Origin of the sequence: Nisaea sp., from assembly GCF_039990255.1 — a bacterium.
GTDB lineage: Bacteria > Pseudomonadota > Alphaproteobacteria > Thalassobaculales > Thalassobaculaceae > Nisaea.
The window spans coordinates 43,571-70,199 of record NZ_JBDXGG010000007.1 but is presented as its reverse complement, the minus strand read 5'-3'; the positions used below and the strand labels follow the sequence as shown (position 1 = coordinate 70,199).

Here is a 26,629-nt window from a genome sequence, read left to right as displayed (position 1 = left end):
AGGAATCTAGCAGATGCCCCGAGCGGGAACCACCATCGGAACGACGCTATTAATCATATAAATGCAGCGCGCCCTCGCCAGAAGTTTCGCCAACAGACAAACTTCAGGAACGCGGTTCAGGTGCCGGAGCCGTTGCCGTCAGACCTTTCGGTTGTCCGACGACCGAAAATGTCAGCTCATCGGTCAGAAACAGGCGCTTCGCAACCCGTTTCAGATCAGCCATGGTGACCGCGTTAATCCGTTCCTCACGATGGTCGAGATAATCGATAGGCCGCCCATTCCGCTGTAACGAGACCAGCAGTCCGGCAATCGGCCGGGAGCTGGTCAGACGCATCGGGAAGGAACCGTTGATATAAGTCTTGGCGTCCCGTACCTCTTCCTCGGTCGGACCGCTTAGTGCCATCTCCTCCCAGATTTCACGGACCAGTCTCACCGTCTCGGCAACCCTGTCGTTCCGCGTTGAGACCCCACCCATGATCATCTGCGCATCCTCAAGCGGCAAAGCGTAGGCATAGATCCCATATGTGAGGCCGCGCTTCTCGCGGATCTCCTCGGTCAGGCGCGAGCCGAACCCACCCGCCATGATCTCCATCAGAATGGAGGCCGCGAATCTGTCCGGATCATCCCGTGTAATACCCCGGTGGCCGAACACGACGACCGATTGCGGCACCGAACTCTGGACCACGAATGTCTCGCCGATGGCCGCAAGTTTGGCCGGTACAGGCTGTGTCGCGACACGGCTCTCCGGCAGTGTGCCAAAGGTTTTGTCCAGCAGCGTTCCCAAACGTGCAGGCGTGATATCGCCAACGATACCGAGTTTCAGACTGCCCCTGGTCAGCACCCGTTCAGCAAAAGTTTTCATGTCCGCCGTGGTAACGCGCCCGACACTCTCCACCGTGCCCCGGGACGGGCGGCCATAAGAATGATCCGGGAAAGCCGCCCTCCACCATACCCGGCTGGCAATGGTTTGCGGCCGATTCTCGCTGCGCTTCAGCCCGGCGGCGATCTGCGCCCGGATACGCTCCACCGGCTCGATATCGAACCGCGCCTCGGTCATGGCCAGACGCAGCAGATCGAAGGCCTCGCCCGAATTCTCCGTCAGGGTTTGCAGGCTGGCGCTAAAACTGTCAGTGCGGGCACTGAAGCTGAGACCGATGACCATGTCTTCCAGCTTACGGCGGAAGGCATCGCTGTCATAGGGGCCGGCCCCTTCATCCAGAAGGCTCGCGGTCAGGACAGCCAGCCCTTCCTTGCCATCCGGATCGGCCGCAGCCCCTCCCTCGAAACTGGCAGAGAGGGTAATGATCGGATTCTTGTGGTCCTCAACCAGCCAGGCCTCGATACCGCCGGGGCTGACAACGCGCTGGATCTCGATGGCCTCCGCCATGTCCGGCCGGGCAAGAAAAAGGGCGGCGAAAACCAGAAACGGGACGGAAGCCCGCGCAATAACGTTTCGCATCATTCTCTCCTCAGCTTGCCGGTTTCGGGCGCAGGATGCTGGTGACATGCGCAGGCGTCTCGAGAATTGCCCGTGCCGCATCCATGACCTGTTCCTGTGTCACCGCACCCACCTGATCCGGCCAGCTCTCGATATCCTCGATGGTTCGTCCGATGGCGAGCGCCTGCCCAACCGCACGGGCCGGGGCCGTCACACTGTCCCGGGCATAGACTGCGCTGGCCTTCATAGACTTGATCGCGCGCGCGACTTCCTGCGAATCAACACCATCTCGCAGAATGGCCGCGAGTTCCGCCTCGAAGGCCGTTTCAAGCGCCTCGACACTCGTCCCTTCGACCGGCACGGCGTAGAAGGAGAAAGTGCCGGGACCGATGCTACTGCCGCTGAAGGAGGCTCCGGCCGAAAGCGCGATCTTCCGGTCAATGACCAGGGATTTGTAGAGCCGACTGGTGGCACCACCACCGATCACTTCCGCCAGCACAGTGAGCGGCATAACCCGCTCACTCTCTCCGTAAAAGCGGCTTGGCGCCAGATAGCGGCGGCTCCAGCTCACCTGCCCAACCTGTGGATGCGCGAACTCAACCCGGCGGGCGCTGATCTGTTCAGGCTCCAGCGGCCGACTGCGATCAGGCAAGGCGCGCGCCGGAATGACCCCATAATATTTCTCTGCCAGCGGCTTCAGCTCATCCATGGTGATGTCGCCCGCTACGACCAGCACAGCGTTATTCGGAGCATACCATTTGCGATAGAAGGCCAGCGCGTTTTCGCGGGTCAGTGCCTTGATCTCGTGTGCCCAGCCAATCAGCGGACGTCGATAGGGATAGTTGAGATAGAGCGCCGCGCTGGTCCGCTCGCCCAGGAGTCCTCCCGGGCTGTTGTCGATCCGGGAGCGGCGTTCTTCCAGTACAACCTCACGCTCCGACTCAACCTCGGTCGGGTCCAGCGTCAGGTTCACCATGCGGTCCGCTTCCATCTCCATGACCAGTGACAACTTGTCCGATGCGATGGTCTGGAAATAAGCGGTGTAATCATATCCGGTGAAGGCATTGCCATCCCCGCCATTGCGGGAAACCGTGCGGGAAAACTGGCCGGACGGCACTTTGTCCGTCCCCTTGAACAGAAGGTGCTCAAGGAAGTGGGCAAGACCGGTCTCGCCCGGCGCCTCATCAGCACCGCCGACCTTGTACCAGACCATATGGGTCACCACGGGCACCCTTTGATCGGTAATGGCGACCACCTGCATGCCATTCGCCAACGTGATGCTCTCGGGCTCATAAACTTTGGCATCCGCCCGCCCGGCGGTCATGACGGCGCATAGAGTCGCCAGGACCAGCATCGTGCGTTCCGGGATCGTCCTTGATCTCACAATCAGTCTCCTGTCTCCGGTGACGCTTTGTCCCGGGTATCCGACATTACGAGATATGGAAAAATTTACGGCAGGAACAAGGCGCCCTCGCCGGATCACGGCCAATCATGGATTACAAAACGAAAAAGGCGCGGTCCACGGCACCGCGCCTTTCATTTCTTATCGACGTTCCTGTCGTCCAGCCTAGAACAGACCACTCCTTTTGCGCTGAATGGTCGGCGTATCGCCAGTTGTCGGAGCGTTGCCGAGCGCGGCATTTTCCTGCAAGCGCTTCTGTTCCGCCTGTGCATCGACAACAACGCCCCGCGGCGCCTTTTCGCGCCAGAAGAGCAGGTTGTCGATCAGGTATTCCTCTTCATAGACGAAAGCGCCGGTTTCCTGATTAACCGTTTGGCGGATACCCGGCTCGGCATTGGCTGTGTTCAGCAATTGCCGCATCCTAGACTCGCCCGGAGTTTGTCTGGAAACAGCTGTGCTCGGCGCCGAAGACGGGACTTTACCAGCAGTTCCAGAAACGGTGCTTTGGCTGCCGCTTCCCAGCACCAACCGCTCGGCACTCTTCGTCACGTCGCGTTCCTGCGGCCGCGGCTCTCCCGGGGTCGGCGGGCGAAGGGCGAAATTCGGCGGCACACTGAGCGGCGGACGGGCGACAACCGCAAACTCATCCGGCGCCTGTTTCGTGTTGCCGATCGCTCTCTGAATATCGCCGCACCCCTGCAAGCCGATTACCACGGCGCAAAGGGCAAAGCCGACAGTACGACTGACCCTGATCATTCCATGCTACTCCGGTCCATGACTTTCCCGCTCATTCTCCACTGCCCTTCGATATCTGGGTATCGGAGCGCTCCGAGTCACCAAGAAAGCTATCAAACAAAAGAAATACTACGCCAACCGATATCGCGCTATCGGCAAGATTAAAGGCCGGCCAATGATACCCGAACACATGCCAATCAATGAAATCGACGACCGCATTATAGCGCAATCGGTCAATCACGTTCCCGATTGCCCCACCTATGATCAGCCCCAGCGAAATACGCAGAAGCTGGCTGGGCGCCCGGGCCAGCCAGACAGTGAGTCCGATCACCACGGCAACGGCGAAACCGGACAAGTAATAGGGCGTCATAGGATTGTCGCTCGCAAGGAGGCCGAAGCTGACCCCCCGGTTCCAGACAGCAACCAGATTGAAGAACGGGGTCACTTCAACGAGAGCCCCGTCGCGAAACAGGGTCGCCAGTGCCCACTCCTTGGTCGCCTGGTCGGCGAGCACAACGAGAAACGCCAGCAGACCGCCGGTCACGAGGTTGCGTTTTGGCGAAACAATCACCTGACTATTCAGCCGCAGTTTCGAGAGAGCCGACCGCGTCCGCGCAGCGTTTGCAGACTGGCTGTTCGACAACTTCCGGCAGGACTTTCCAACAACGCTCGCACTTACCGCCACCCGCAAGAGCGGGGACCGCCGCGACACCCTCCACGTCTTCAAGTCGGAAGGCCTCTTCCGGACCTTCACCGGCAATCAATTCGGCATCCGACGTGATGAAAATCTCGGCCGGGTCCAACCCCTCGAAAGCCTTCAATGCGGCGTCGCTGACATAGACCTGCGGTGCGGCCTGCAGGGACGAGCCGATCCGCTTGGCATTGCGTTCCAGCTCCAGTGCGCCGGTGACGACACGGCGGACATTCCGAATTTCGGCCCAGCGTGCCGCGACCGCATCATCGCGCCAGCTGTCCGGTGTTTCAGGGAAGGTCCGCAGATGCACGGATTCTTCAGCGCCCAAGCCACGTGTCGTCCAGGCCTCTTCCGCCGTGAAGCAGAGCACCGGCGCGAGCCAGGCAGTCAGACGGTTGAAGATCTCGTCCAGCACTGTGCGCGCGGCCCGGCGACGAATCGAGTCCGGCCGGTCGCAATAGAAGCTGTCCTTGCGGATATCGAAATAGAAGGCGGAAAGATCGACGGCGCAGAAATTGTGCAACTGGGTGAACAGCGCATGGAAATCGAATGCCTCGATTTTCTCGCGGATCATCGTGTCCAGCTCCCAGAGCCGGTGCAGGACCCAGCGCTCCAACTCGGGCATCTCGGCGACCGGCAGCCGTTCTGCCTCGGTAAACCCGTCGAGATTACCAAGCAGATAACGCAGCGTGTTACGCAGGCGGCGATACTGGTCTGCCTGATGCTTCAGGATCTCCTTACCAACGCGCAGATCCTCGGAATAGTCCGAATTCACCACCCAGAGGCGCAGGATATCGGCACCACTCTGGCCGATGATGTCCTGCGGCGCGGTGATGTTGCCGAGAGACTTGGACATCTTGCGGCCATTCTCGTCCAGCACGAAACCGTGCGTCAGGACCGCGTTGTACGGTGCCCGGCCACGCGTGCCGCAGCTTTCCAGCAGCGAGGAATGGAACCAGCCGCGATGCTGGTCAGAGCCTTCGAGATAAAGATCAGCCGGCCAATGCAGGTCGGGACGTTGCTCAAGCACAAAAGAGTGGGTCGAGCCGCTCTCGAACCAGACTTCGACGATATCCTTGTTCTGCTCGTAATCGTCAGCGCTGTACTCGTTGCCAAGGAAGCGGGACGGTTCGCTGGTGAACCAGGCGTCAGAACCTTCCTTCTCGAACACATTGGCAATGCGATCGATCACCGCCTGATCGCGGAGCATTTCACCGGTCTTCTTCTCAACAAAAACCGGGATCGGAACGCCCCAGGTACGCTGACGGCTGATGCACCAGTCCGGCCGCTGCTCGATCATCGAGCGCAGGCGGGTCTGGCCTGCCTGTGGCACAAAGCGGGTCTCGTCGATCGCCTTCAGCGCCGTGTCCCGCAGATCGTTCGACTCCATGGAGATGAACCATTGCGGTGTGTTGCGGAAGATCAACGGTGCTTTGGAGCGCCAGGAATGCGGATATGAGTGGGTGATGCTACCCCGCGCCAGAAGACCGCCCGCATCACGCAGGATGGCAGAGATCTTCAAGTTGTCTTCCAACACATGCATGCCGGCAAAGACCGGGACGTGATCGTAGAAATAACCGTCATCGGCGACCGTCTGCGGAATTTCCAGGCCGTTCTCTTGCCCCAGCACAAAGTCATCCGCGCCATGACCCGGCGCGATATGCACGAAGCCGGTACCGGCCTCCGTTGTTACGAAATCAGCCAGCAACAGCGGGACATCGTAATCATAGCCCTCGCCGCGCAGCGGGTGCGCTAGGATGGAGCCTGAGATCTCGGCACCTGTAAGCCGCGCCAGTTCCTTGACTGCTTCGATCTTGCCAGCCTGCTTGACCGAGTCGAGCAGGTCCAGGCCGACCACCAGCTTTTCGCCGACTTTCGCCAAGCTGTTCTCAGCAACCTCAGTCACCTCAATCACGACATAGGTAAACTCCTCGCCAGCGGCGACCCCGCGATTGCCCGCCATGGTCCAGGGAGTGGTCGTCCAGATAACGACCGCCGCACCTTCCAGCGCCGGGTGCTTTGCCTCGACCACCGGGAAGCGGACATGGATCGTGGTGGACTTGTGATCGTGATATTCGACCTCAGCATCGGCCAGCGCAGTCTTCTCCACCACGGACCACATGACCGGCTTGGCGCCCTTGTAGAGCCCGCCATTCATGATGAACTTGCCGATTTCGCGGGCGATCTGCGCTTCCGCCGGGAAGGTCATTGTCAGATATGGCTGTTCCCAGTCGCCGGAGACGCCAAGACGCTTGAATTCCTCGGTCTGGACATCGACCCATTTCTGGGCGAACTCACGGCACTCCTTGCGGAACTCGATGACCGGGACAGTGTCCTTGTCGAGACCCTTCTCGCGATATTGTTCCTCGATCTTCCACTCGATCGGCAGACCGTGACAGTCCCAGCCCGGAACATAGTTCGCGTCCTTGCCCAGCATCTGCTGCGAGCGATTGATAACGTCCTTCAGCACCTTGTTGAGCGCGTGGCCCATATGCAGGTTGCCGTTTGCGTAGGGCGGGCCGTCATGCAGGATGAACTTCTCGGCACCGGCGCGGCTTTCGCGCAGCTTCTTCCGAAGGCCGATCTCTTCCCAGTGCGCCAGAATTTCCGGCTCACGGGTCGGCAGGTTGCCGCGCATCGGGAAGTCGGTCTTCGGCAGAAAGACGGTCGTCTTATAGTCCACGCTCATCGGTTTTCTCTCTTGGCGGGCACTCTTCGGCCCGCGCCTTTTATTCGGACAGTGTCTGGCGCGCGGCATCCGCGTCGCGCGCGATCTGCGCCTTTAGCTCATCAAGGCCGCTAAATTTCATTTCCGGGCGGATAAAGTCAATAAATTGCACACGGAGTTTTCGCCCATAGAGATCTGGCGAGACGTCAAACAGGTTCACTTCCAGCAATGGCCCCCGGTCATTTACGGTTGGCCGTCGCCCGAAATTTGCCACCCCGGACCACCAGAGATCGCTCTCCTCGTCCCGTGCCCGAACCGCGTAAACGCCATGCGCCGGATGCATGATGTCCTCAAGCTGCAGGTTCGCCGTCGGAAACCCGATCGTGCGGCCGCGTTGGTCACCCCGGATCACTGTCGCCGCCACTTCCCATGGCCTGCCGAGCAAGGCAGCCGCCCCGCGTGGATCGCCTTCCGTCAGGCACTGGCGGATCCGGCTGGAAGAATAGACCGCGCCGTCCTGCTCCGTCACGGGGTCGATGACGCTGACCCCGAAACCGAGCCGGATACCATATTCCTGCAGCATTTCCGGCGTGCCGCGGCGGCGGTGGCCAAAAAAGAAATCATGCCCGATAACCACATGTCGCAACCCGAGGCCGCGATGCAGGATGGCAGTGATGAAATCCTCTGCCGAGACGTGGGAGAATTCCGTGTCAAAGCCCAGTTCGAACAGAATGTTCGTGCCAAGCGCGGCGATAGCCTCCGCCCGCGCTCCGGCGGACGTCAGTCGAAAGGCCGGAGAATCCGGCTGAAACAGCATGCGGGGGTGAGGCTCGAAAGTGAGCACCGCAGAGGGTGCACCGGCGAGTTGCGCCGCATGCTGGGCCTGAGCGATGACCGCCTTGTGCCCGAGATGGACACCGTCGAAATTGCCGACCGCTGCGATTGCGCCCCGGTCATCAGTGGTTACGTCCGCAAGGCTACGTATGATCCGCATGATCCCGCCATCCTAGAGAGGACGGCTGGGTACCATGATCAGCGCATCCCCGTCGATCACCATCTGTTCGTCCACAAGGCAGCGCGTGGAGAAAAGAACCCGGCTTTTCTCGGGCTCGATCTTCACCACCTCGATCACAGCCTTCACCAAATCGCCGTAGCGGACGGGAGCCGTGAATTTCAAATTCTGTTTCAAGTAAATACTTCCCTGGCCCGGCATCACAACGCCAAACAGCGTGGAAAAGAACCCGGCCGAGATCATTCCATGCGCAATTCGGTCCTTGAAAATGGTCCCGCGTGCATAGTCCTTGTCGAAATGCAGTGGATTTCGATCCCCCGTGACTTCCGCGAATTCCTCGCCCATCGGTTCGGTCACCTGGCGCTCGAATTCGGCACGCATGCCGATCTCCAGATCTTCCAGAAAATAGCGTCCGATCTTATCTGGAGCGTGGGAAACAACAGGTGACATTAGACCTCCCAACATGATTTTTTGCACCGCAGCAGACCAACATATCCATGGAGTACGCCCCCCTCAACTGCTTAGATGAATGCGAGGAACGGGAGGAAACCAACCACATGATGGATATGGACAAATTGGCGGAATGCATTCTGGCCGCCCGGCTGGATGGGAAAATGCCCGCAGAGACCGAAGACTGGTTCGGTAGCGCCGATATCGACGATGCCTACAGCGTTCAGAAAACCGTACTCGGCGAGATGGAACGCCGCCGAGGCGGCAAGATCATTGGCCGGAAGGTTGGCTGCACCAATCAATCCGCCCGCGACCTGCTCGGTCTCGGCGGGCCGTTCCATGGTGCGCTGTTGTCGGACACCGCAATGGCAAGCCCGGCCCGGATCGCGCGCAGCGACTATCCCTTCATTGTGCTGGAGCCGGAATTCGCGCTGAGGCTCGGCAAACCGATCGGGCCGGAAGGCGCACCGCACACGGCCGAGAACGTTGCAAGCGCCGTGGACGCGGTGCTTCCGGCGCTTGAGATTGTTTCCTCCTGTCACAAGGACTGGACCCGCACCGGTCCGGCCCTCGTGATCGCGGACAACGGGTCGTCCTACGGCTGGGTGCACGGCGAAGCGATCACGGATTGGAATGTCGATACCCTGATGAATGCCGAAGTCAGCTTGCATGTCGATGGTGACCAGGTCGCGACTGGCAACGCCGGTAACGTCGATGGCGGCCCCCTTGGCGTGCTGGCATGGCTCGCCAACCGTGTATCCCTGCCTGCCGGTGTTTTCGTCAGCACCGGAACAACGACAAGTGTTCATTTCGGCGACAAGGGAGAGCGGGTGAATGCAAAGTTCGGGAATTTCGGGGAGGTCTCGGTCGAGATCGTCTAACCGTGGTGTTCTGTTCTAACCCGAACGTCCTTCCAGCAAACCCTCCGGTTGGAAAACGAGCGCAATGCCACTCAAGCTACAGGACAGAATGACATCCGGCTCGGCGCCATATCCCGGACAAGGCAGCTTGATCACACTCCATTCTGATGCACGGCCGTAGCTGGTGACGAGCCCGGAATTGGTACCGATAGCCGGAATTGAGAGGATATCCTGATAAAATGGGATCAGATTCCGCTCGACTATCGCTGGCGAGCGGCTGAGCAACTTACCTGTCTCGTCAATACCAAGGCGATCGACGAGTGCAGAGCCCCAAAGTCGGCAGCGCATTTCGAAAGGCGAGGCCGAAATGACTTCGTCGATATGGATCCAGCCATGCCAGCCGCCGAAATCATAGAAATCGAAATCCGACCAGGACGGCAACTTGCCGTCACGCCACTTATCCCGCCAGACCTGAACGAACGAGCCCAGAGCACCGAACCGCTCCAACTGCACATCAATGTCGTGCAGGCAAAACTGACGCCCCGGCGAAGGCAGTGGAGAGACAAAGGATTTCCAAGGCTTCGGCGTCACGATCATCCTGCACGCTGAACTGGGGCCTTATATACCTTACTCCAGCCGTCGCCTTCCGAACAGGACTCACCCCGAACTGGCGTCAGATCGGATCAATCGGCACCGCTGCCCCGTGACCGAGAACAGTCTCGAGCAAAGCGGAGGCCGAGAGCAAAGCTGCCTCGCCGCGCGGGCCGGCCACAACCTGCAGGCCAACCGGAAGCCCCTCCGACGTGAACCCGGCCGGCATCGAAAGTGCCGGAAAGGTTGTCAGCGTGATCGCATAGGCCATGGTCAGCCATTCGACATAATTGTCGAACGTGTGCCCGTCACATTCCGCGACATAACGTTGCTCGACCGGGTATGGCGCTACGCAGGTCGCCGGGGACAGCAGCAGATCGTAGGTCTCGAAGAAGTCCACGGCGCGCTGGATATACGCACCGCGCGCCAACTGGACGCGGGTGAAATCCTCAATGCTGTAATCGAGCGCCTTCTCGATATTCCAGACGACTTCAGGCTTCAGCTTGTCGCGATGCTCCTCCAGAAGCTTCCGCTTGGTCATGTAGAAACCTTCCGCGCGCAAAGCCTGGAAGATGTCCTGAACATCATGGAAGTCCGGATGCGCTTCCTCGACTTTCACACCGAGAGATTCAAACCGCAGCGCGGCCTCCTCACAAATCTTCGCGACTTCCGGGTCCACCGGTGTGCAGCCGAGATCCCGCGAGAACGCTACCCGCTTCGGCAGCCGTTGGGCCTTTACCGCATCGCTGAAGCTCTCAAGCGGGGAGGCCAGCGAAATCGGATCTCGTGGATGCTCGCCCGACATTGCATCCAGCATCATTGCAACGTCGGTCATATTCCGTGCCATCGGCCCCGCGACCGGCAGGTTTGAGAACGGCAGACCGCCCGGGCCACGTGCGACCCGCCCCGGGCTCGGACGCATACCGACAATGGAGCAGAAGCTTGCCGGGTTACGCAGAGATCCGCCGGTGTCCGAGCCTTGCGCCAGCCAGGCGGTGCCGGAAGCCAGTGCGGCAGCGGACCCGCCGGAAGACCCGGCAACGCTGCGCTTCTGGTTCCATGGGTTCAGCGTGGTGCCCAACACTTCGTTGAACGTATTACCCCCGGCGCCAAATTCAGGTGTGTTCGATTTCGCATAAACAACACCGCCATTCTTCTCCAGCGTCTCCACAACAAGATCGGAATGGTCAGGAATATGGTTCTCGAAGATCTGCGAGCCGAAGGTCGTACGTACTCCCTTCACTTCTTCCAGATCCTTGATTGCGACCGGTAGCCCCATCAGCGTGCCGCGTTCTTCCTTTGGCTTCTCCATCAAGCTCTTGGCCGCGTCACGGGCCCGCTCGAAGCAGAGAGTCGGCAGCGCATTGATCTTCGGCTCGACCTCCGCAACCCGCGTCTCGAGAGCATCCAGCAGATCAAGAGGCGAAACCTCGTCCTTTGCCAGCAGGTCTCGGATTTCGGTCGCTGTTTTCCAGATGAGGGTATTGTCTGACATAAGGACTCCAGTCAGGAAGATACAGTTTGGCGCATGGCGGGAGCGCAAGAGTACTCCAAACCGAGCCGGCTGCAAGCCAAAGCCAAGACAGAGTCTGTTGCCAATGGCGACCGGTCGCCATGCCGGCAAGGTCGCGTTGACAAGACCGGAGGCCCGTCGCAAGTTCGTGCACGCCTTGGCTCCCCTGGACGAACCTCACCGGAGAACGCCCCATGCAGATTTCGCTCGACGCGCTGCAGACTCTGATCGCGAAAGCTTTCGAGAACAGCAAAGTCGCTCCGGAGATGGCGCAGATCGTAGCGAAAGCTCTGGTCCGAGCCGAGGCGGATGGTATTTCCTCTCACGGTGTCGCCCGTGTCCCGCCATATGCGGAACAGGCGAAATGCGGAAAAGTCGACGGCTTCGCCAAGCCGACAGTCACCCGCGCACGGCCCGGCGTGATCAATGTGGACAGCCATATCGGGTTCGCTTTCCCGGCCGTCGAACTCGGCCTGCGCGAAGGCATAAAAGCGGCGCGAGAAACAGGCATGGCGGCCATCGGGATAGCCCATTCACATCATTTCGGTGCCGCCGGCCACCATGTCGAGGATGCGGCGGATGCCGGACTGGTTGCGCTGGCGTTTTCCAACACTCCTTCAGCCATCGCCCCCTGGGGTGGATCGCGTGCGCTTTACGGCACAAACCCGATCGCTTTCGCCTGGCCACGTACCGGAGGCACGCCGATGGTAATCGATCTGTCCGTCTCCACCGTTGCCCGCGGCAAGGTGACACTTGCGGCACAAGCGGGAGAGCCGATCCCCTCCGACTGGGCCCTGGATGCGGATGGCAATCCGACGACCGACGCCAAGGCAGCCCTTGCCGGCTCCATGGCGCCGCTCGGTGGTGCCGGCGCCGGCGCGAAGGGAGCGGCTCTTGCGCTCATGATCGAGCTGCTGTGCGGTGCGCTCACCGGCTCGAACTTCGGCTACGAGGGCACGTCATTCTTCGAGCCGACCGGAGCCCCGCCCTCCGTCGGACACATGATCCTGCTGTTCGATCCTGCCGCGTTCGGCGGTGCCGAAAGCTTCGGTGACCGGGCCGAGGAATTGTTCGGCGAGATCGTCGCACAGGATGGTGCCCGGCTCCCCGGCGATCGCCGTCTGAAGCTCCGTGAGGCTGCGGCGCGCGACGGCGTCGATATTCCCGACGATCTGCTCGACGACATCAAATCCCGTGCCTCCTGACCTGATTTATCGGAACAGACCATGACCGACTCCATCACCATTCGCCGCGCCGCCCGCGAAGACGTTCACCAGATGTTCGCGATGGTGCGCGGGCTTGCGGACTATGTGAAGGAAACCCACCTGTTGCGCGCATCCGAAGAGGACCTGCTGCGGGACGGATTTGGCCCCGAGCCGCGCTTCAAGGCTTTCGTCGCCGATGACGGCACTGGCTCGCTCCTGGGCAGCGTGATCTATTCTGCCAACTACTCGACCTGGGTCGGCCGGTCCGCCTGTTATATCGACGATCTTTTCGTCACGGAGGCCGCGCGCGGTAAAGGTGTGGGCCGCCGACTCGTGGCAGCAGTCGCGGCCGATGCGGTGGCCGAAGGGCATGGCCGGATATCGCTCACCGTGCTGGACTGGAACCCGGCGCGCGAAGCCTATCGCAGCCTTGGATTCGAGCATGAAGAAAATGCCCTCCGCTACACGGTTTCGGGCGAAGCCCTTAAAAAACTTGCGGTTTCAGCGGACTGACTTGTTCATTGGAATGCTTGACAGCGCTCGCTGCTTCGAGAACCTATTCAATCTACAGTTTTCGACAAATGGAGAGTTCGGCTCATGGAAATCGATGTTGCCGGTGAAGTGAATGTTCTCTGGGATGAAACCCAGGCCATGCTGACCACCTACGGCTTCGATGTCTTGGGTGCCATTCTGATTCTGCTGTTCGGCTGGATCGTTGCCGGCTGGGCCGGACGGGCCACCCGCAAAGCAGTGGACCGGATCGCATGGATGGACGGCACGATCAAACCGTTGATCTCCTCCATCGTACGCTATCTCATCGTCATCATTACCATTGTCGCAGTGCTGAACCGCTTCGGGGTACAAACCACAAGCATCATCGCCGTTCTCGGCGCCGCAGGCCTGGCCGTCGGGCTGGCATTGCAGGGCACCCTGAGCAATGTTGCAGCCGGCGTGATGATCCTTTTCCTGCGTCCCTTCAAGGTCGGCGATTACGTGACCGCTGGCGGCAATGGCGGCACCGTGGCCGAGGTCGGGCTCTTCACTACGGAGCTGACCACACCAGACAATGTCTTCATTTCAGTGCCGAACAGCCAGATCATCAACAGTGCTGTCAGCAACTTTTCGCGCCACGCGACCCGGCGCATCGATATCGTCGTCGGCATTGGATATGGCAGTAATATCGACACGGCCTTCGACGCCCTGACGAAGCTGGCGGAGAATGATGAGCGGGTCCTCGCCGATCCGAAGCCGGAGGTGACCGTGCGCGAGTTGGCCGACAGCTCAGTCAATATCGGTCTCAGGTTCTGGGTGAATGCATCGGATTACTGGCCGGCCCTGTTCGCCTTCAACAAAGCCGTGAAGGAAACTCTCGACGCCAATGGCATCGAGATTCCATTCCCGCAGCGCGTGGTCGAAATGCGCAACACGAACTAAGCCTGAAGACTGCGGGTCAGTAACGGGATGCGCGGACCGATCCGATCTATGCTATTGTATAGGAACGGATTTGGTCCGCGATCTGGCAGGTGACGAATGGCTAAAGACTACGCTCGTACAAAAGCCCTCGAAGCTCTGGAGGCAACCGGCAGCAATCGTCATGAGGCTGCCTTGCTGCTCAGGGTGTGGGCGGAGAGCGACGACAAGCTGAAATCCGCGCTGGTCGGACCGTTTCTGAACAATCTCTGCGCCCTTGCAGTTCAGCGGGCCATGTCAAGCAGCGCCGCGCGCCGAAAGCCTTCCAGCAAACGCGCCCGCCCCAAGGATAATGCCGCAACGCTTCTGGAGGCGATCAGCAAGGGCGGCGCTCAGACAATGTCGAGCACACGCAGCTCCGCGCCTCCGCCACCGGCCGGCAGCGCCCGCCACAAAAAGGCGGTTACTCTTCTGGCCGCCGCGTTCAAACCGAACGGCAAATCCTGAAGCTGAACCAATAAAGATCGAGGCGGTTCTTACTTGGGCCGCGCCTCAACCATGTTCTCATAGAGATTGGCAAGGTAGGTCGGATCCGCGCCGATGCTGAGCTGCTGATTTGTCTGATTGCGGATTTCCGCAGTCTCAGCAACCCCAGCCGAGACCATCTCGGGAGTCGGCTCGTCGGGAACGACAACCTGACCATTCTTGATCAGCCCGGCCAGCATATCCTGGGAATGCTTGCGGAAACGCTGGAACGATGAATCCATTGCACCGCTGTCGCGGCGGGCCCTCGGATTGGACGCCCGGGACAGGGCCATCGAAAAGATATCAAGGATCAAATTGGGATTGTAGGTCTCCAGCCAGCCGTCAACCATGGCCGAGAAGACTGCCTCGACATAGACTCTCGCACCGCGTTGCCCCATCAGGCCGCCGGCAAGCGTCTTATCGGCTGCCCCGATCATGCCGTCCGTCGGCTCTTTCGGGACAATTGCAAAGCCTGCCAGTTCAAGTGATTGAACGACACCTTCACTATCTTTCTTGTATTTTTCCCACTCGTTCTCGATCAGGAACGACCCTAGGATATCGACCTGGTCATTCTGTACACGGTTCAGGAACCGCGCGAATTCTTTGGCAACATGTTCAACAACAATGAACTGTTGCACCGGCTCCCTGCCGCGCATGGTCAAACTCCTCAACTGGACCGGCTCGCTCAGCCGGTCAAATACCAGCCCCATTTCAAATGGACCGCGATTACTTCCAGAAAACCTAAAATAAAGTCAAATTACGCCAAACATTAGCCGATCCGAGCATCGAAAAACAATGCCGATCATTCAAAACAGCTATATCTGGAAAGCGTGCATCTAGCAAAAAATTTGCCAAATTCGCTAACGGGTTGTGCGGCTGAGGAAGCGCGGCGGTGATTGCATGTCCCCACTGGCATCCTGTTTGGTTACCGGACGCGCGCGGCGCTGCGGTGAATCCATATCGCGCCAGTCACGCTCCGTCCCGAACGGCGCACCCTCGCCGAGCTCTTCCCGGATGATCGCATGAGCAAGATGTTCAGCGGCCGAGCCGATGTCGCTCCGCTGCCAGTCCGGCAGAGCATCGAACGCTGCACGAGCCATAAAACGATCGATCTGCTTGCCTGACGTGTATGCACGCCGGATCTCCCGTGTGACCTTGTCGGACGGTCCCAGTTTCTCGGAAACCGTATCCGAAAGGATGCCCAGCGCTTTGCGGTCCGTTCTGTCGAAATTGGCCATCGGAGGCTCCAGTTAAACACGTACTCCCAAGATAGGGGTATGGCGTCCATCTGTCACGGGTTTGCGCTCAGCTGAATTTCCGGACCGCTGTCCTGAGCCCGCTGAGCACCTGATCTTCCAGTATCCCGCCATTGTCCGTGATGCGGTCCGCGATCACGACATACATGGCATCGATATGCAGCTGCAATATCTCAAACTGGATACGTCCCAGCGTCTGGCGACCGGTCACGAAATCGTTCAGGGTCGTAGCGATCAGACTAAGCACCTGATAGCCAATCGTGCCACCCATCCCCTTGATCTGCAGGCTTTCCTCGAACACCAGATGCAGCAGATCTACATCACTCATCTGTCCATCGGTCCGGGCCTGCGTGCTTGCACGCAGTTTGCGCAGCCGCGCGGCGAGATCGACCACGAACCGTTCACGGGACTTATTGACGACTTCTTCAAGACGGCGCAGCACGCCGGGACTGAGGCGTAGGTCCATCCCTGTCGTGCTGTTGGCCGCGCGCTGGGTCAAGTCCTCCGCCGGAGGCAAAAGCTTTGATTTTGCCACAGTCAATTCGACATCCTAGCTGCTAACCCCGCCGGTCCGGCCCGTCATAAGGCACCTGACGGCGACGCCTGTCGGGACCAAAATACTCGTTACTGTCTACGAAAGTACGCGGTCGCGCAACGATACCGACCATTCTCCGGTAAAAACCCTCTACTCCGTAAGGTTTTGCAATGAATTCCGTAACGCCTGCATCACGGGCTTCGAAAACATGCTCCTTGGCCGACATAGCGGACATCACCAGGATCGGCATCTGCTTATGCGCTTTGGTTTTACCATCGCGTATCGTGCGGATTAACTCGAGGCCGCTGCGTGGAGGCAGATGGAGTTCAGTCAGCAAAACGTCGACGGAGTCAGAGCCAAGGATCTCAATCCCCTCATCAAAGCTGTGCGCCACGAAAACCGTTTCCGCTCCCATTGTCAGTAACAGGTCACGCGCCAGGTCAGCCGAAAGTGCGTTACCGTCGACGATCAAAAAATGGACGCCACTGAAATCTACTTTGTCCGCCATGAACGGATATGCCTTCCCTTGAAAAGCTGACCTATACCTCAAATTCGATGCGAGCGCGCGAATGGACTTTGGCAGAGATCAAAGCCGATCCACCAGAATCGCACGCACAATCCGTACCATACGCACTGCCAGCCTCAAGCATCGGACGCTTGCACAAGCCGATCAGCAATAATTTCACGTATATGAAGCAGAGAGAACACGCGTTTGTGATCGGCCATCCGGACCATTTTCCGTCTTCCGGTATCCCCCGCCACCAAGCAGACATTTAGCCTGTTTCATTCTACCTGAAATCGCACAAGACCGATCCGACTGTTGGACTTGCCCGGCTCGCCAAGTCCGCTAGGCTCATGTCCATGGTAGACCAGCAAAATATCCCCCTCACGCGCGATACGATACGTTCGGGTCATATCCGTGACCTGATCCGGAATAACGCCGTTTCCTACAAGGTACTCAGCGACGAGGAACTCCATGCATCTCTCGCTTCGATGTTTCCTGACGGCGCCCCTGACACGGATGTCTGGCTGTTTGGCTACGGCTCCTTGATCTGGAACCCGTCTATTCATTTCGCCGATAAATGCTGCGCCACGGCGCGCGGCTATCATCGGCGCTTCTGCATGCAGACGCATCTTGGGCGCGGATCACCTGAAGTGCCGGGCCTGATGCTCGCACTTGACCGTGGCGGATGCTGCCGCGGCGTCGCTTTTCGTATCTCGAAGGAAAAAGCCGCAGAGGAACTGGAAATTGTCTGGCGGCGGGAAATGGTTAGCGACGCCTATATTCCGCGCTGGCTTTCCATGACCGGGCCTGACGGTCCCTTTAAAGCCATCGGTTTCGTGATGAACAGAAAACACGAACGCTATATGGGCCAGCTTCCCGAAGAGGAGATGGCCCAGACCATAGAGCGGGCCAGCGGCTTTCTCGGTCCCTGCGCAGATTATCTTTTCAATACGGTAGAACATCTGGATGAGTTGGGCATGCCAGACCAGGGCCTGACCAGACTGCGCGACAGGGTGATGGAAATTCGCGGCGGCGGAGACTCGTCCGCATAGCGGTCGGTGGCCGAAAAGCTCACCGGCCTCGGCTGAACAGGAACGCCAACACATGTTCATCACCTGACTGGTTGGTCCATCAGAGACTGCGCCCGAGATCTGGGACTGGTCGCGAGGCAACGTTCAGGGAATTTGCCGGAGCATTGCAGCGACGATGGCTTCCGGCCGGTCTTCCTGCACGAGATGCCCCGAACCGGGCACACAAACCAGCGCCCGATCGGAAATCCTGCCCGCCAATTCCTCTCCCTTCGCCAAGGGTATCCATTCATCTTCCTCACCCCAGAGCACTGTCACCGGACAATCCAGTGGGCGGTAAACATGCTCGACCTCATCGGTGAAGCGTTGATCCATCTGGGCGATCTGGCGATAGAAGGCCGGCTGCCCGACCGGCCCACGCCAGGGCGCGGCATAGACGTCCAGCGCCTCTTCCGAAAGTGGCTGGTGCGCGGCGGTCTGTAGGTAGGCCCGCAGCATCGCTTCGTGCATATAGGCAGGCATGCCAGAGAAAGCCGCCTCGTGCTGACGCACATGTTGCACGAATGGCGAGCCCCAGGGCGCGAGCGCCACCGCATCGAAGATTGTCAGAGAGGCATAGCGGAGGCCGTTCAGGAAATAGCCCCGCAACGCGGTCGCCCCACCGAAATCATGCGCAAGAACATGCGGGCGCTGCAGCCCCCACTCCTCAAGCAAAGCGGCCAGCACGCGGTTCTGGACGCCGAGCGAAACATCCTGCCCGTCACGTTTTTCCGACAGGCCATAACCAACAAGGTCGAAATAGTGGACGGTCCAGCGATCCGTCAGAAGCGGGATGATCCGGCGCCAGACTTGCGAGGAAAAAGGCGTGCCATGGATAGCTACGAGCGCGGGCCCACTACCGGCACGGCCCCATCGGATCATATCTCCATTCACCATTGTGCTTTCAGGCAGGTCAAGCATCACTGATATTTTCCATATAGTCATTTCGCTAAATGACTATATGATGCATTACATGAACCGTACAGCCCAGATCAAGGCATTGGCCAGCGAGACCCGGATGAAGATCCTCAGCTTGCTGGCGGAACCAGACACGCATTTCGGCGCGCAATGGTCCGCCGACCCGGTGGAATTCGGGGTTTGCATGACCCTGATCGCTGAAGCCATCGGCATTGCCCAACCAACGGCCAGCAGACATCTGGACCTGCTGCGGCAGGCCGGATTCATCACCGTTCAGCGACACCAGAAATGGTCCTACTGCAAACGGAATGAAGCGGAAATCGACAGCTATCTAAGCTGGCTGCGACAGGAACTGAGCGGCGCCAGAAAGCAGCCTGTCTAGAGGTAAGTCCCCGCCAATGTTACCAACTCGCCGCCAACGCCGAGCTTGAAGCGGGAGACGCCGGGCATGTGCAAACCGTCGACACCGCCGAGATCGAGCCATTCGACACCGGTTTCCTTAAGCTTGGTGATGGCTTTCCACAGCAGCAGATTGTGGGCCTGCTTCTGGCGCCCCTCCACGCCGGTCCAGCCGACATAGTAGGTGGCGGAATTGCCGTGCCGGATGGTCAGGATCGCGGCGATCGGCTCGCTGCCGACATAAGCGGTGAAAACCTGCGTCGCCCGCTTGTCCCGTCCACTATCGGCAATGGCGGCGACGAAAGCCCCTGCCGGCGCCCGGAACTTGCGCCGCGTGCGATGCTGATCGTGCCGGGACAGTAGCCATTCCATCGGCGCCCCGCCAAAACCGCTACGCACCCGGATCGGCTCCGCTTCCGCCAGTTTGAGTTGGTTGCGCCATTTCATGTGCAAACCTGCTCGTAGCGTCTCCAGGTCCGGACGCAGATCCAGCCAGACGGTACTGTAGCCGGTCACCATCGGGCGCATGCCGATGCCGCGAAGAAGCGCATCGCTGGCCGCTCCGGAGGACAGTTCCGGCGTCATGAAGAAAAGATTGAGCTTTGCGATCGGATAGCGCTGCTTGATCAGCCGGAAGATCGCCGCGCGTTCCGCACCGGATACATCCGTCAGGAAGACAGGCCCGCGCGTCAGCTTGGCAATCCGGAAGCCCCCCGGAAAGCGCCATTCGAGGATCAGGGCAAGCGCGACCCGCTCCGGGCCGCGCATGAAAACCACCGTGACCGGGGTATAAGCAGAGGCGCGCGACATGGCCATGCCATACGCAGATGATTGCTCCAGCGCCGAGCGGTCCGCCTTCCCGATCAGATCGTCCCAGCGCCGCTGATCGACCGCGTCCCAAAGCGCTACGATACCGTCCTGCTCCTCACCACGCTTGTCTATCGATGGCCGGTCGCTTTTCTCTTTGGCTTTCTGGGCTTTGGCGGTAGCCGCCATTCAAGGTTCCCCCATCCCCGTTCCGCAGCTAGTCTTAGCCCATGTCCGTGCTCGCACAATTCAAAAAGCCGCCCGTGATTCACGGCCACCGTATTCCCGGCCGCCGCTTCACACGCTGGGCCGCGCTCTACTTCATTGGCTTCGTCGCCTTGCCGATCCTCGGCGTGACCTTGCTGCTCGACCTGATCGGCTATCTGCTGGCGGTTAAGCTGTTCGGCGCATCCTGCTATGGGCTGCTCTGTCTGATTTGATCAATCGTCCTTGCTTTCCGGTAAATCGATCCCGGAGAGCTTCTGAAACACCTTGATGACGGCGGAATCATCCTCGGTTCCCAATCCGGCTGCGGCCGCGCCGAGGAATTGCTGGTGTGCCGCCGCCGACAATGGCAACGGGAAGGTCAGCTCCTTGCCGGTCTCCAGCACGATGCCGAGATCTTTCACGAAGATGTTCACGGCGCTGAGCGGCGCATAATCGCCATCAAGAATGTGCGGCACCCTGTTGTTGAACATCCAGGACGCGCCGGCGGAATTGGAAATCACCTCGAACAGGTCGGCCGGCTCTACACCCGCCCGGATACCAAGCGCCATGGCTTCAGCCGCTGCCGCGATATGAACACCCGCAAGCAACTGGTTGATGGTCTTCACGGTCGAGCCCGGCCCGGCCTGATCGCCAAGCTGGTAGACCTTCATCGCGATGGCCTTCAACAAAAAGTCCGCCGCCTCGAATGCCTCCGGCGTACCGGAGCCCATCACCGTCATATCACCGGTCGCCGCCTTGGCCGCACCGCCACTAACCGGCCCATCGACCATCAGCAGGCCGTGCTCCGCCAGCCGGCCTTCCAGCTCCCGCGCATAGGCGGCCGGCACCGTGCTGCTGGCAACGACGACCGCGCCCTTTCTCATGTGTTTGACCGCGCCGGTCTCGCCGAACAGCACGCTTTCAGTCTGAGCCGCGTTGACCACCAGCACCAAAAGCGCATCCACCTTCGATGCCAGTTCAGCCGGGCTTGCCGCGCCCTTGCCGCCGTTCGCCACGAAATCCGCGACGGACTCGGCGCGCACATCTGTGCCCCAGGTCTCGACCCCGGCCGCAACCAGAGAGCGGGCCGCGCCCATTCCCATGGAGCCAAGGCCGATGACCCCGGCGATACGTCCCTCACTCATCACTTCCCCCTAAATCAAACCGCCATTCACATGAATGACTTGTCCTGTAACGTAGCTCGCTTCGCTGGATGCGAGAAAGCCGATCACGGCCGCCACCTCTTCCGCCGTGCCTCGCCGTCCCATCGGAATACGGGCAAAGAGTGCCGCCACACCCTCCGGCGTCATGGCCGAACGCGTGCCCGGATCTTTCTCGATGAAGCCTGGCGCCACGACATTCACGGTCGCCCCTGACGGCGCCAGCGTGAGAGCGAACGCGCGTGCTGTTGCCTCGAGAGAGGCTTTCGCCGCTGCGGTCGCCGGGAAGGCCGGAAGATCGGTGCGCCAGACATGCGGCCCGAAAGCCCCCACCGCGATAACCCGGCCCTCTGTCGAGGCTTCCAGAAGCGGTAGAGCCGTCTCCGCCATCTCAAAAAAGGATCGAGAAATGGCATTCTGCGCCTGCTCGAACTTCTCCGTCCCAGCTTCGCCGATAGGTGCCTTGTCTGCGTAACCGGCATTAGCAACGAGGATGTCGAGCCCGCCGAAACGTTCTGAGCAGGTCTCGATGAGATACCGGCCCGCGCCCGGCTCAGCCAGATCCTTCAACAGGATTTCAACGGTGGCGCCTTTCGAACGCACCTGCTCGGCAACGCGGGTGAGACCATCCAGGTTCGCACGCGTATGCAGCAGGAAACAGTCGCCGCTCTGCGCCAGCTTACGCGCTGCCGAAGCGCCGATGCCGCTGGCTGCGCCCGTTATCAGGATTATCCGTTCGCCCATGGCGGTGCCCCCGCAGAAGATGAGACAAGACTTTCGCACGCAGGTACCGCTCGAAAAAGCGATAGTGGTCGTCAATCGTGGAAAGACAGCCTTCTAGATCCAGCGCCGGACCCGTACCTTGTAGTCCGTATAGGCCGCGCCGAAGAGCCGTTCGAGATAGGCTTCCTCACGCAAAATCACGCCGTAATGCATGACGCCGACAAAACCGACGGTGGCGGTCAAAATCCAGAGCGTGTTCCCGGCAAAAGCAAGGCCAAACAAAAGGACGACCATTGCCGCATACATCGGATTGCGGCTGACAGAGAATAACCCGGTGGTGACGATGGCTGTTGTCGGCACCCAGGGCTTAACGCTGGTCCCGGCGCGCTTGAACTGCCGCTCTGCGATGATGGCGACAGCGACTGCACCGACGACCAGAGCGGGGCCGAGATAGGTCTGCGCCCAGTCCGACGCAAAGGGTCGCGGTACAAAAATTTCCAGTACGGCACCTAAAACAATGAAAACCAGCAAAATCACCGGCGGCGGCAAAATCACGCCTGCCGTGTCTGGCGCATCGCCGGGCTGTTGATTTTCATCCATACCTGTCCCCTTTGTATCTGCACATGGACTAGCACAGCTTCTGGTTCAAGCGGTATGCGCGGTCGTTTCCTCTTCCACAACTTTCAGCCATGGCCAGCGCTCCCGATAACTCCCGCATTTGAACTCAAACTGATGCGGAGTCGGGTTCATCGGGTTGTAGCGAAGAAGCCCTGCGAACATATCCTCGAAGCCAAAGGGCGCATGCACCTCGCCCGCTTGCGAGATGCCACAGCAGGTGCCCGCGACGACAAAACGATCAATTCCCGTCCGGGATTCGGAAATCGGCGGATACGGCACCCCGAACCGTGCCTCGTACCAGAGCGGGACCCGAGCCTGATTGCGGATCTCGACCTCGACACCAAGATCGGAGAAGAGGGCCGCGCCGCGCCGGATCACAGCATCCTCTGCCTCATAACTCGTGTCCGGGTGGTAATAGAAAATATCGTAATCCCGGATGTTCTCGGTCAGCGGGCGGTCCGACAGCGCATTCCAGACAGTCCCGAACAGGCAACCGGCCACCAACCAGGTATCCTCGACGCCGAGATCGGGCATCCGCTCCAGGATAGCGCGGTTCACCGGGTTATTCAGCACCACCCCAAGAAACCGCTCCTGCAAGCTCTCTTCGGTCATCGAACGGGCCCCTGTTTTCGGCTATGTGGAATTCATCCCATGCACCGACACCAAATCGCCGTCAACCGATTGACCGAAACGCGGCAGCCTGCCTAAGTGCAGGCAACACTGCATCCGATGGCCGCGCGACCGACTCCGGAAACCGGCCAAGTCAGGCCTGTCCGCCATGTCCATTTCCACGCCCGTCCGCCATCTCGCCAGTTTCGCCGTCGCAGCAGGTGCTGGCTGGGCATTCGCCTTCATTGGCGTGCCTCTGCCGTGGTTACTCGGCCCCATGCTCGCGGTCGGGGCGCTTAGTATGTGCGGCGCCACCCTTTCCATGCCGAAAGGCGCAAGGCAGACCGGCCAGCTCCTGCTCGGCTGCGGCATTGGCCTGAATTTCACCCCCACCGTCGCCGCCTTCGTAGTGGACCATGTCGCGGTGATGGTGATCTGCGCCCTGGCCTCGATTCTGTTCGGACTGCTCTCCGCGCTCTATCTGCGCAAGGTGGCAAAGGTGAACATGGCCACCGCCTATTTCGCCAGCGTGCCCGGCGGCGTGGTTGAGATGGCCCTGCAAGCAGCGAAATGGGGCGGCGAGGTTGCACCGGTCTCGCTCGCTCAGTCCCTGCGCATCCTTTGTGTGGTCACCACCATTCCGACCGCACTGATCCTGATGGGAGCGGTCGGACATTCGCCGTTCGAGGTGCAAAACCTCCCGTTCGATATTCAGGGCTTTACCGTCCTGATCGCCCTATCGGCCCTGTTCGGCGGGCTGATGGCCTGGCGCAGGATAACAAATGGCTGGCTGCTTGGACCGCTCGCCGCGGGCGCTCTCGTGACGGTGCTGGAACTCGACCTTTCCGGCATGCCGCGCGAGTTGCTCAATCTTTCACAGGTGCTTATCGGCTGCTTCATCGGTCTGCGCTACCGCCGCGAACTCGTGCTGCCACTGCGGCGCTTCCTGCCCCACGCCTTGCTCAGCACGCTTGTTCTGATCGGGCTCAACATTCTGTTCGGCCTTGGCGTGGCGGAAGTGACCGGTCTACCGGCCGCCACCATGGTGCTGTCGGTCTCCCCCGGCGGGATGGCGGAAATGAGCATTACCGCCGCCGTGCTGGAACTCGGCGTTCCACTGATCGCGGCCTTCCACATAATCCGGATTTTTCTGGTTATTGCCCTCTCGGGACTTATCTTCCGCTATATTCTGAGTTCAAAGACCTAGAACAATCGATATCTCGATTGAAAAACAAGAGGGATGGCGTTCTGCCATCGCCCAAAAAACCGGGGCTCTCCCGGGAGGAAAAATCAATGACCGCAGCCATCGCCGCGAACCAGTCCGGCCTTTCGCTTGAAGAGCGTGCCGAACAGGAACGTATGATTCTGGACGCCGTCGAGCGCTTCCTTGCCCGCGATGTCGCACCCTATGCCCACGAGCTGGAAGCCCAGGATGCCTGGCCGGAGGACATTGTCGGCAAAATGGCAGAGCTTGGTCTGTTTGGCGCCACCATCGGCGAAGAATGGGGCGGACTTGGGCTGACGGCCTCAACCTATACCCGGATCGTCGAGCGGGTCAGCCGGGTCTGGATGTCGATCTCAGGTATTTTCAACTCTCACCTGATCATGGCGGCCGCAGTGGAACGTTCAGGCACCGAAGCGCAGAAGGCGGCCTGGCTGCCGCGCTTCGCCAGCGGAGAGCTGCGCGGCGGTATCGCCCTGACAGAACCCGACGCTGGCACCGACTTGCAAGCCATACGCCTGCGCGCCAACAAAGTTGAGGGCGGCTACCGGCTGAACGGCACCAAGATGTGGATCAGCAACGCCTATCACGGCCACATCATCGCCGTGCTGGCAAAAACCGATCTCGATGCAACACCCCGCCACAAGGGCATGAGCCTGTTCCTTGTCGAAAAAGGCGACGGGTTCAACGTCACCAAGAAGCTGGAAAAGCTTGGCTATAAAGGAATTGATTCCGCCGGCTTCACCCTCGACGATTATTTCGTGCCGGACGCCAATCTGGTCGGCAATGTCGAGGGCCGCGGCATGCAGCAGATTCTGGGCGGGCTGGAACTTGGCCGGATCAACGTGGCTGCGCGCGGTGTCGGCATCGCCCGGGCCTGTCTTGAGGAGTCAGTCCAGTACTCACAGGTCCGCAAGACTTTCGGAAAGCCGATCGCGGAGCATCAGGCCATCCAGCTGAAGCTGGCAGACATGGCGACCCAGGTCGAAGCCGCCCGGCTTCTGACCGAGCAAGCCGCCGCCGCCTATGACCGGGGCGAGCGCTGCGACATGGAGGCCGGCATGGCGAAGCTCTTCGCCACCGAAGCCGCCCTTCATAACAGCCTGGAGGCCATGCGCCTGCACGGTGCCTACGGCTATGCCAAGGAATACAATATCGAACGCTATTACCGGGACGCGCCGCTGCTCGCCATCGCCGAGGGAACAAACGAGATGCAGCGCCTGATCATCGCCAAGCAACTGGTCCAACGGAACCCCGCCTGAGCCGCTACAGAACAGCACCCACATCCTGCGACGTTCTGTCGCAATGCAGTAAAGCTCCAGTCTCCCCGGCGCTTTGCACTTTAGAATCAATTGAATCACCCGCTACCGCACCGCAGCATAATCATGTACGATTTGATTCAACAGGGTTCCGGGAAGATTCCTTGCCCGGAGCCGTCACTCGGATAAAAACGAGGCAATAATCCCGCACTGGCCGACCTCAGGCAGCTCTGCCGGGGCGGTGTTTTTCCGCAAACGCAAACCGATTCCGGATAGAAACATGCTTGGAAAAAAAGTCCCCTTCGTCACGTTCCGAACCCGCGTCCGCGACGAGTCCATCGAAGGTCCGAACCCGTTCACATGGGAAGACAAGACCACCGACGATTACTTCAAAGGCAAGAAGGTCGTCCTGTTCTCGCTTCCGGGTGCCTTCACACCGACCTGCTCCACCTTCCAGCTTCCTGACTTCGAGAAGCTCTACAGTGAGTTCCAGGAAAAAGGCATCGACGAGATCTATTGCATCTCCGTCAACGACGCTTTTGTCATGAATGCCTGGGGCAAGTCCCAGGGCGTCGAGAACGTGAAGCTGATCCCGGACGGCTCCGGCGAATTCACCCGCAAAATGGGCATGCTGGTCGCCAAGGACAATCTCGGCTTCGGGATGCGCTCCTGGCGCTACGGCGCCGTCGTGGATGACGGTTTGGTTGTCGGCTGGTTCGAGGAAGACGGCTTCGAAGACAATTGCGGCACCGACCCGTACGGCACATCCTCCCCGCAGAACATTCTCGAGAATGTCGAGACCGTCCTGAAGCGGAATGTCGCTGCCTGATCGGTTTTTTAA

30 protein-coding genes are annotated in these 26,629 nt (G+C 59.9%); 11 read left to right on the top strand and 19 right to left on the bottom strand.

All coding sequences use genetic code 11. The annotated features are described in order from the left end of the window. Positions 1-103: 103 nt before the first annotated feature. The 7 genes from ABJ076_RS05075 to ABJ076_RS05045 all read right to left on the bottom strand — a co-directional run bounded on the left by ABJ076_RS05075 (position 104) and on the right by ABJ076_RS05045 (position 8,399). Positions 104-1,459: a pitrilysin family protein gene (locus tag ABJ076_RS05075; RefSeq protein ID WP_348510422.1), complete on the bottom strand. Its 1,356-nt coding sequence runs from the start codon at positions 1,457-1,459 to the stop codon at positions 104-106. A gap of 10 nt (positions 1,460-1,469) precedes the next feature. Continuing rightward, on the bottom strand, positions 1,470-2,822 hold the full coding sequence (locus tag ABJ076_RS05070; protein WP_348187223.1) for a pitrilysin family protein: 1,353 nt from the start codon (positions 2,820-2,822) through the stop codon (positions 1,470-1,472). Positions 2,823-3,005: 183 nt separating this feature from the next. Next, entirely contained in the window at positions 3,006-3,596 is a 591-nt protein-coding gene (locus tag ABJ076_RS05065) for a DUF3035 domain-containing protein (protein ID WP_348187225.1), read from the bottom strand. Positions 3,597-3,627: 31 nt separating this feature from the next. Continuing rightward, entirely contained in the window at positions 3,628-4,146 is a 519-nt protein-coding gene (lspA, locus tag ABJ076_RS05060; RefSeq protein WP_348187227.1) for a signal peptidase II, read from the bottom strand. Positions 4,147-4,150: 4 nt separating this feature from the next. Further along, positions 4,151-6,958 (bottom strand): isoleucine--tRNA ligase, encoded by a 2,808-nt coding sequence (gene ileS, locus ABJ076_RS05055; protein ID WP_348187229.1) that lies wholly within the window; start codon positions 6,956-6,958, stop codon positions 4,151-4,153. 40 nt (positions 6,959-6,998) lie between these two features. Next, positions 6,999-7,931, bottom strand: a complete 933-nt coding sequence (locus ABJ076_RS05050; RefSeq protein WP_348187231.1) for a bifunctional riboflavin kinase/FAD synthetase — start codon at positions 7,929-7,931, stop codon at positions 6,999-7,001. A gap of 12 nt (positions 7,932-7,943) precedes the next feature. Beyond that, a complete protein-coding gene (locus ABJ076_RS05045) occupies positions 7,944-8,399 on the bottom strand; it encodes a MaoC family dehydratase (protein ID WP_348187233.1) in 456 nt (151 codons plus the stop codon). A 107-nt stretch (positions 8,400-8,506) separates the two neighbouring features. Here ABJ076_RS05045 and ABJ076_RS05040 point away from each other — a divergent pair, with 107 nt between their 5' ends. Then, positions 8,507-9,280, top strand: a complete 774-nt coding sequence (locus ABJ076_RS05040; RefSeq protein ID WP_348199625.1) for a fumarylacetoacetate hydrolase family protein — start codon at positions 8,507-8,509, stop codon at positions 9,278-9,280. A gap of 15 nt (positions 9,281-9,295) precedes the next feature. Here ABJ076_RS05040 and ABJ076_RS05035 read toward each other — a convergent pair whose 3' ends face one another. Together ABJ076_RS05035 and ABJ076_RS05030 are read right to left on the bottom strand one after the other, a co-directional pair. Continuing rightward, on the bottom strand, positions 9,296-9,850 hold the full coding sequence (locus tag ABJ076_RS05035; RefSeq protein ID WP_348187237.1) for a hypothetical protein: 555 nt from the start codon (positions 9,848-9,850) through the stop codon (positions 9,296-9,298). Between the two features lie 82 nt (positions 9,851-9,932). Next, positions 9,933-11,345: an amidase family protein gene (locus ABJ076_RS05030; protein ID WP_348187239.1), complete on the bottom strand. Its 1,413-nt coding sequence runs from the start codon at positions 11,343-11,345 to the stop codon at positions 9,933-9,935. A 212-nt stretch (positions 11,346-11,557) separates the two neighbouring features. On the opposite strand from ABJ076_RS05030, the gene ABJ076_RS05025 reads away from it, so the two are divergent. The 4 genes from ABJ076_RS05025 to ABJ076_RS05010 all read left to right on the top strand — a co-directional run bounded on the left by ABJ076_RS05025 (position 11,558) and on the right by ABJ076_RS05010 (position 14,485). After that, the gene (locus tag ABJ076_RS05025) at positions 11,558-12,568 is read left to right on the top strand and encodes an Ldh family oxidoreductase (RefSeq protein WP_348187241.1); all 1,011 of its coding nucleotides are present in this window, start codon (positions 11,558-11,560) and stop codon (positions 12,566-12,568) included. A 21-nt stretch (positions 12,569-12,589) separates the two neighbouring features. Further along, a complete protein-coding gene (locus ABJ076_RS05020; protein WP_348187243.1) occupies positions 12,590-13,081 on the top strand; it encodes a GNAT family N-acetyltransferase in 492 nt (163 codons plus the stop codon). 84 nt (positions 13,082-13,165) lie between these two features. Next, positions 13,166-14,002: a mechanosensitive ion channel domain-containing protein gene (locus ABJ076_RS05015; protein WP_348187245.1), complete on the top strand. Its 837-nt coding sequence runs from the start codon at positions 13,166-13,168 to the stop codon at positions 14,000-14,002. 96 nt (positions 14,003-14,098) lie between these two features. Beyond that, positions 14,099-14,485, top strand: coding sequence for a hypothetical protein (locus ABJ076_RS05010; protein ID WP_348187247.1), 387 nt, complete (start codon positions 14,099-14,101; stop codon positions 14,483-14,485). Positions 14,486-14,514: 29 nt separating this feature from the next. Here ABJ076_RS05010 and ABJ076_RS05005 read toward each other — a convergent pair whose 3' ends face one another. The 4 genes from ABJ076_RS05005 to ABJ076_RS04990 form a co-directional block, all read right to left on the bottom strand. Further along, on the bottom strand, positions 14,515-15,159 hold the full coding sequence (locus ABJ076_RS05005; RefSeq protein WP_348187249.1) for a hypothetical protein: 645 nt from the start codon (positions 15,157-15,159) through the stop codon (positions 14,515-14,517). A 204-nt stretch (positions 15,160-15,363) separates the two neighbouring features. Continuing rightward, positions 15,364-15,741 carry a hypothetical protein gene (locus tag ABJ076_RS05000; protein WP_348187251.1) on the bottom strand — a complete coding sequence of 126 codons (378 nt, stop codon included), beginning with the start codon at positions 15,739-15,741 and terminating at the stop codon, positions 15,364-15,366. 67 nt (positions 15,742-15,808) lie between these two features. After that, on the bottom strand, positions 15,809-16,258 hold the full coding sequence (locus ABJ076_RS04995) for a hypothetical protein (RefSeq protein WP_348187253.1): 450 nt from the start codon (positions 16,256-16,258) through the stop codon (positions 15,809-15,811). Between the two features lie 58 nt (positions 16,259-16,316). Continuing rightward, positions 16,317-16,802, bottom strand: coding sequence for a response regulator (locus tag ABJ076_RS04990; protein ID WP_348187255.1), 486 nt, complete (start codon positions 16,800-16,802; stop codon positions 16,317-16,319). Positions 16,803-17,155: 353 nt separating this feature from the next. On the opposite strand from ABJ076_RS04990, the gene ABJ076_RS04985 reads away from it, so the two are divergent. After that, complete coding sequence (locus tag ABJ076_RS04985; RefSeq protein ID WP_348187257.1) at positions 17,156-17,851, top strand: gamma-glutamylcyclotransferase; 696 nt, start codon at positions 17,156-17,158, stop codon at positions 17,849-17,851. 123 nt (positions 17,852-17,974) lie between these two features. Here ABJ076_RS04985 and ABJ076_RS04980 read toward each other — a convergent pair whose 3' ends face one another. After that, positions 17,975-18,787 (bottom strand): alpha/beta hydrolase, encoded by an 813-nt coding sequence (locus ABJ076_RS04980; RefSeq protein ID WP_348187259.1) that lies wholly within the window; start codon positions 18,785-18,787, stop codon positions 17,975-17,977. Between the two features lie 52 nt (positions 18,788-18,839). Between ABJ076_RS04980 and ABJ076_RS04975 the strand changes: the two genes are divergently transcribed. After that, positions 18,840-19,166, top strand: a complete 327-nt coding sequence (locus ABJ076_RS04975; protein ID WP_348187261.1) for a metalloregulator ArsR/SmtB family transcription factor — start codon at positions 18,840-18,842, stop codon at positions 19,164-19,166. Here ABJ076_RS04975 and ABJ076_RS04970 read toward each other — a convergent pair. Beyond that, complete coding sequence (locus ABJ076_RS04970) at positions 19,163-20,179, bottom strand: GNAT family N-acetyltransferase (RefSeq protein WP_348187263.1); 1,017 nt, start codon at positions 20,177-20,179, stop codon at positions 19,163-19,165. The genes ABJ076_RS04975 and ABJ076_RS04970 overlap by 4 nt on opposite strands. 74 nt (positions 20,180-20,253) lie before the next feature. On the opposite strand from ABJ076_RS04970, the gene ABJ076_RS04965 reads away from it, so the two are divergent. Beyond that, positions 20,254-20,430, top strand: a complete 177-nt coding sequence (locus ABJ076_RS04965; protein ID WP_348513293.1) for a hypothetical protein — start codon at positions 20,254-20,256, stop codon at positions 20,428-20,430. On the opposite strand, the gene ltnD is transcribed toward ABJ076_RS04965, so the two are convergent. From ltnD to ABJ076_RS04945, 4 genes are all read right to left on the bottom strand, one after another. Next, positions 20,431-21,342 carry an L-threonate dehydrogenase gene (ltnD, locus tag ABJ076_RS04960; RefSeq protein ID WP_348187267.1) on the bottom strand — a complete coding sequence of 304 codons (912 nt, stop codon included), beginning with the start codon at positions 21,340-21,342 and terminating at the stop codon, positions 20,431-20,433. A 9-nt stretch (positions 21,343-21,351) separates the two neighbouring features. Next, positions 21,352-22,101 carry an SDR family oxidoreductase gene (locus ABJ076_RS04955; RefSeq protein WP_348187269.1) on the bottom strand — a complete coding sequence of 250 codons (750 nt, stop codon included), beginning with the start codon at positions 22,099-22,101 and terminating at the stop codon, positions 21,352-21,354. Between the two features lie 93 nt (positions 22,102-22,194). Further along, a complete protein-coding gene (locus tag ABJ076_RS04950; protein WP_348187271.1) occupies positions 22,195-22,680 on the bottom strand; it encodes an isoprenylcysteine carboxylmethyltransferase family protein in 486 nt (161 codons plus the stop codon). 45 nt (positions 22,681-22,725) lie between these two features. Next, positions 22,726-23,310, bottom strand: coding sequence for a nucleotidyltransferase family protein (locus ABJ076_RS04945; protein ID WP_348187273.1), 585 nt, complete (start codon positions 23,308-23,310; stop codon positions 22,726-22,728). Positions 23,311-23,476: 166 nt separating this feature from the next. On the opposite strand from ABJ076_RS04945, the gene ABJ076_RS04940 reads away from it, so the two are divergent. The 3 genes from ABJ076_RS04940 to ABJ076_RS04930 all read left to right on the top strand — a co-directional run bounded on the left by ABJ076_RS04940 (position 23,477) and on the right by ABJ076_RS04930 (position 26,617). Further along, a complete protein-coding gene (locus ABJ076_RS04940) occupies positions 23,477-24,514 on the top strand; it encodes an AbrB family transcriptional regulator (protein ID WP_348187275.1) in 1,038 nt (345 codons plus the stop codon). Between the two features lie 86 nt (positions 24,515-24,600). Then, on the top strand, positions 24,601-25,791 hold the full coding sequence (locus ABJ076_RS04935) for an acyl-CoA dehydrogenase family protein (RefSeq protein ID WP_348187277.1): 1,191 nt from the start codon (positions 24,601-24,603) through the stop codon (positions 25,789-25,791). Between the two features lie 277 nt (positions 25,792-26,068). Continuing rightward, positions 26,069-26,617 carry a peroxiredoxin gene (locus ABJ076_RS04930; protein WP_348187279.1) on the top strand — a complete coding sequence of 183 codons (549 nt, stop codon included), beginning with the start codon at positions 26,069-26,071 and terminating at the stop codon, positions 26,615-26,617. Positions 26,618-26,629 lie beyond the last annotated feature (12 nt).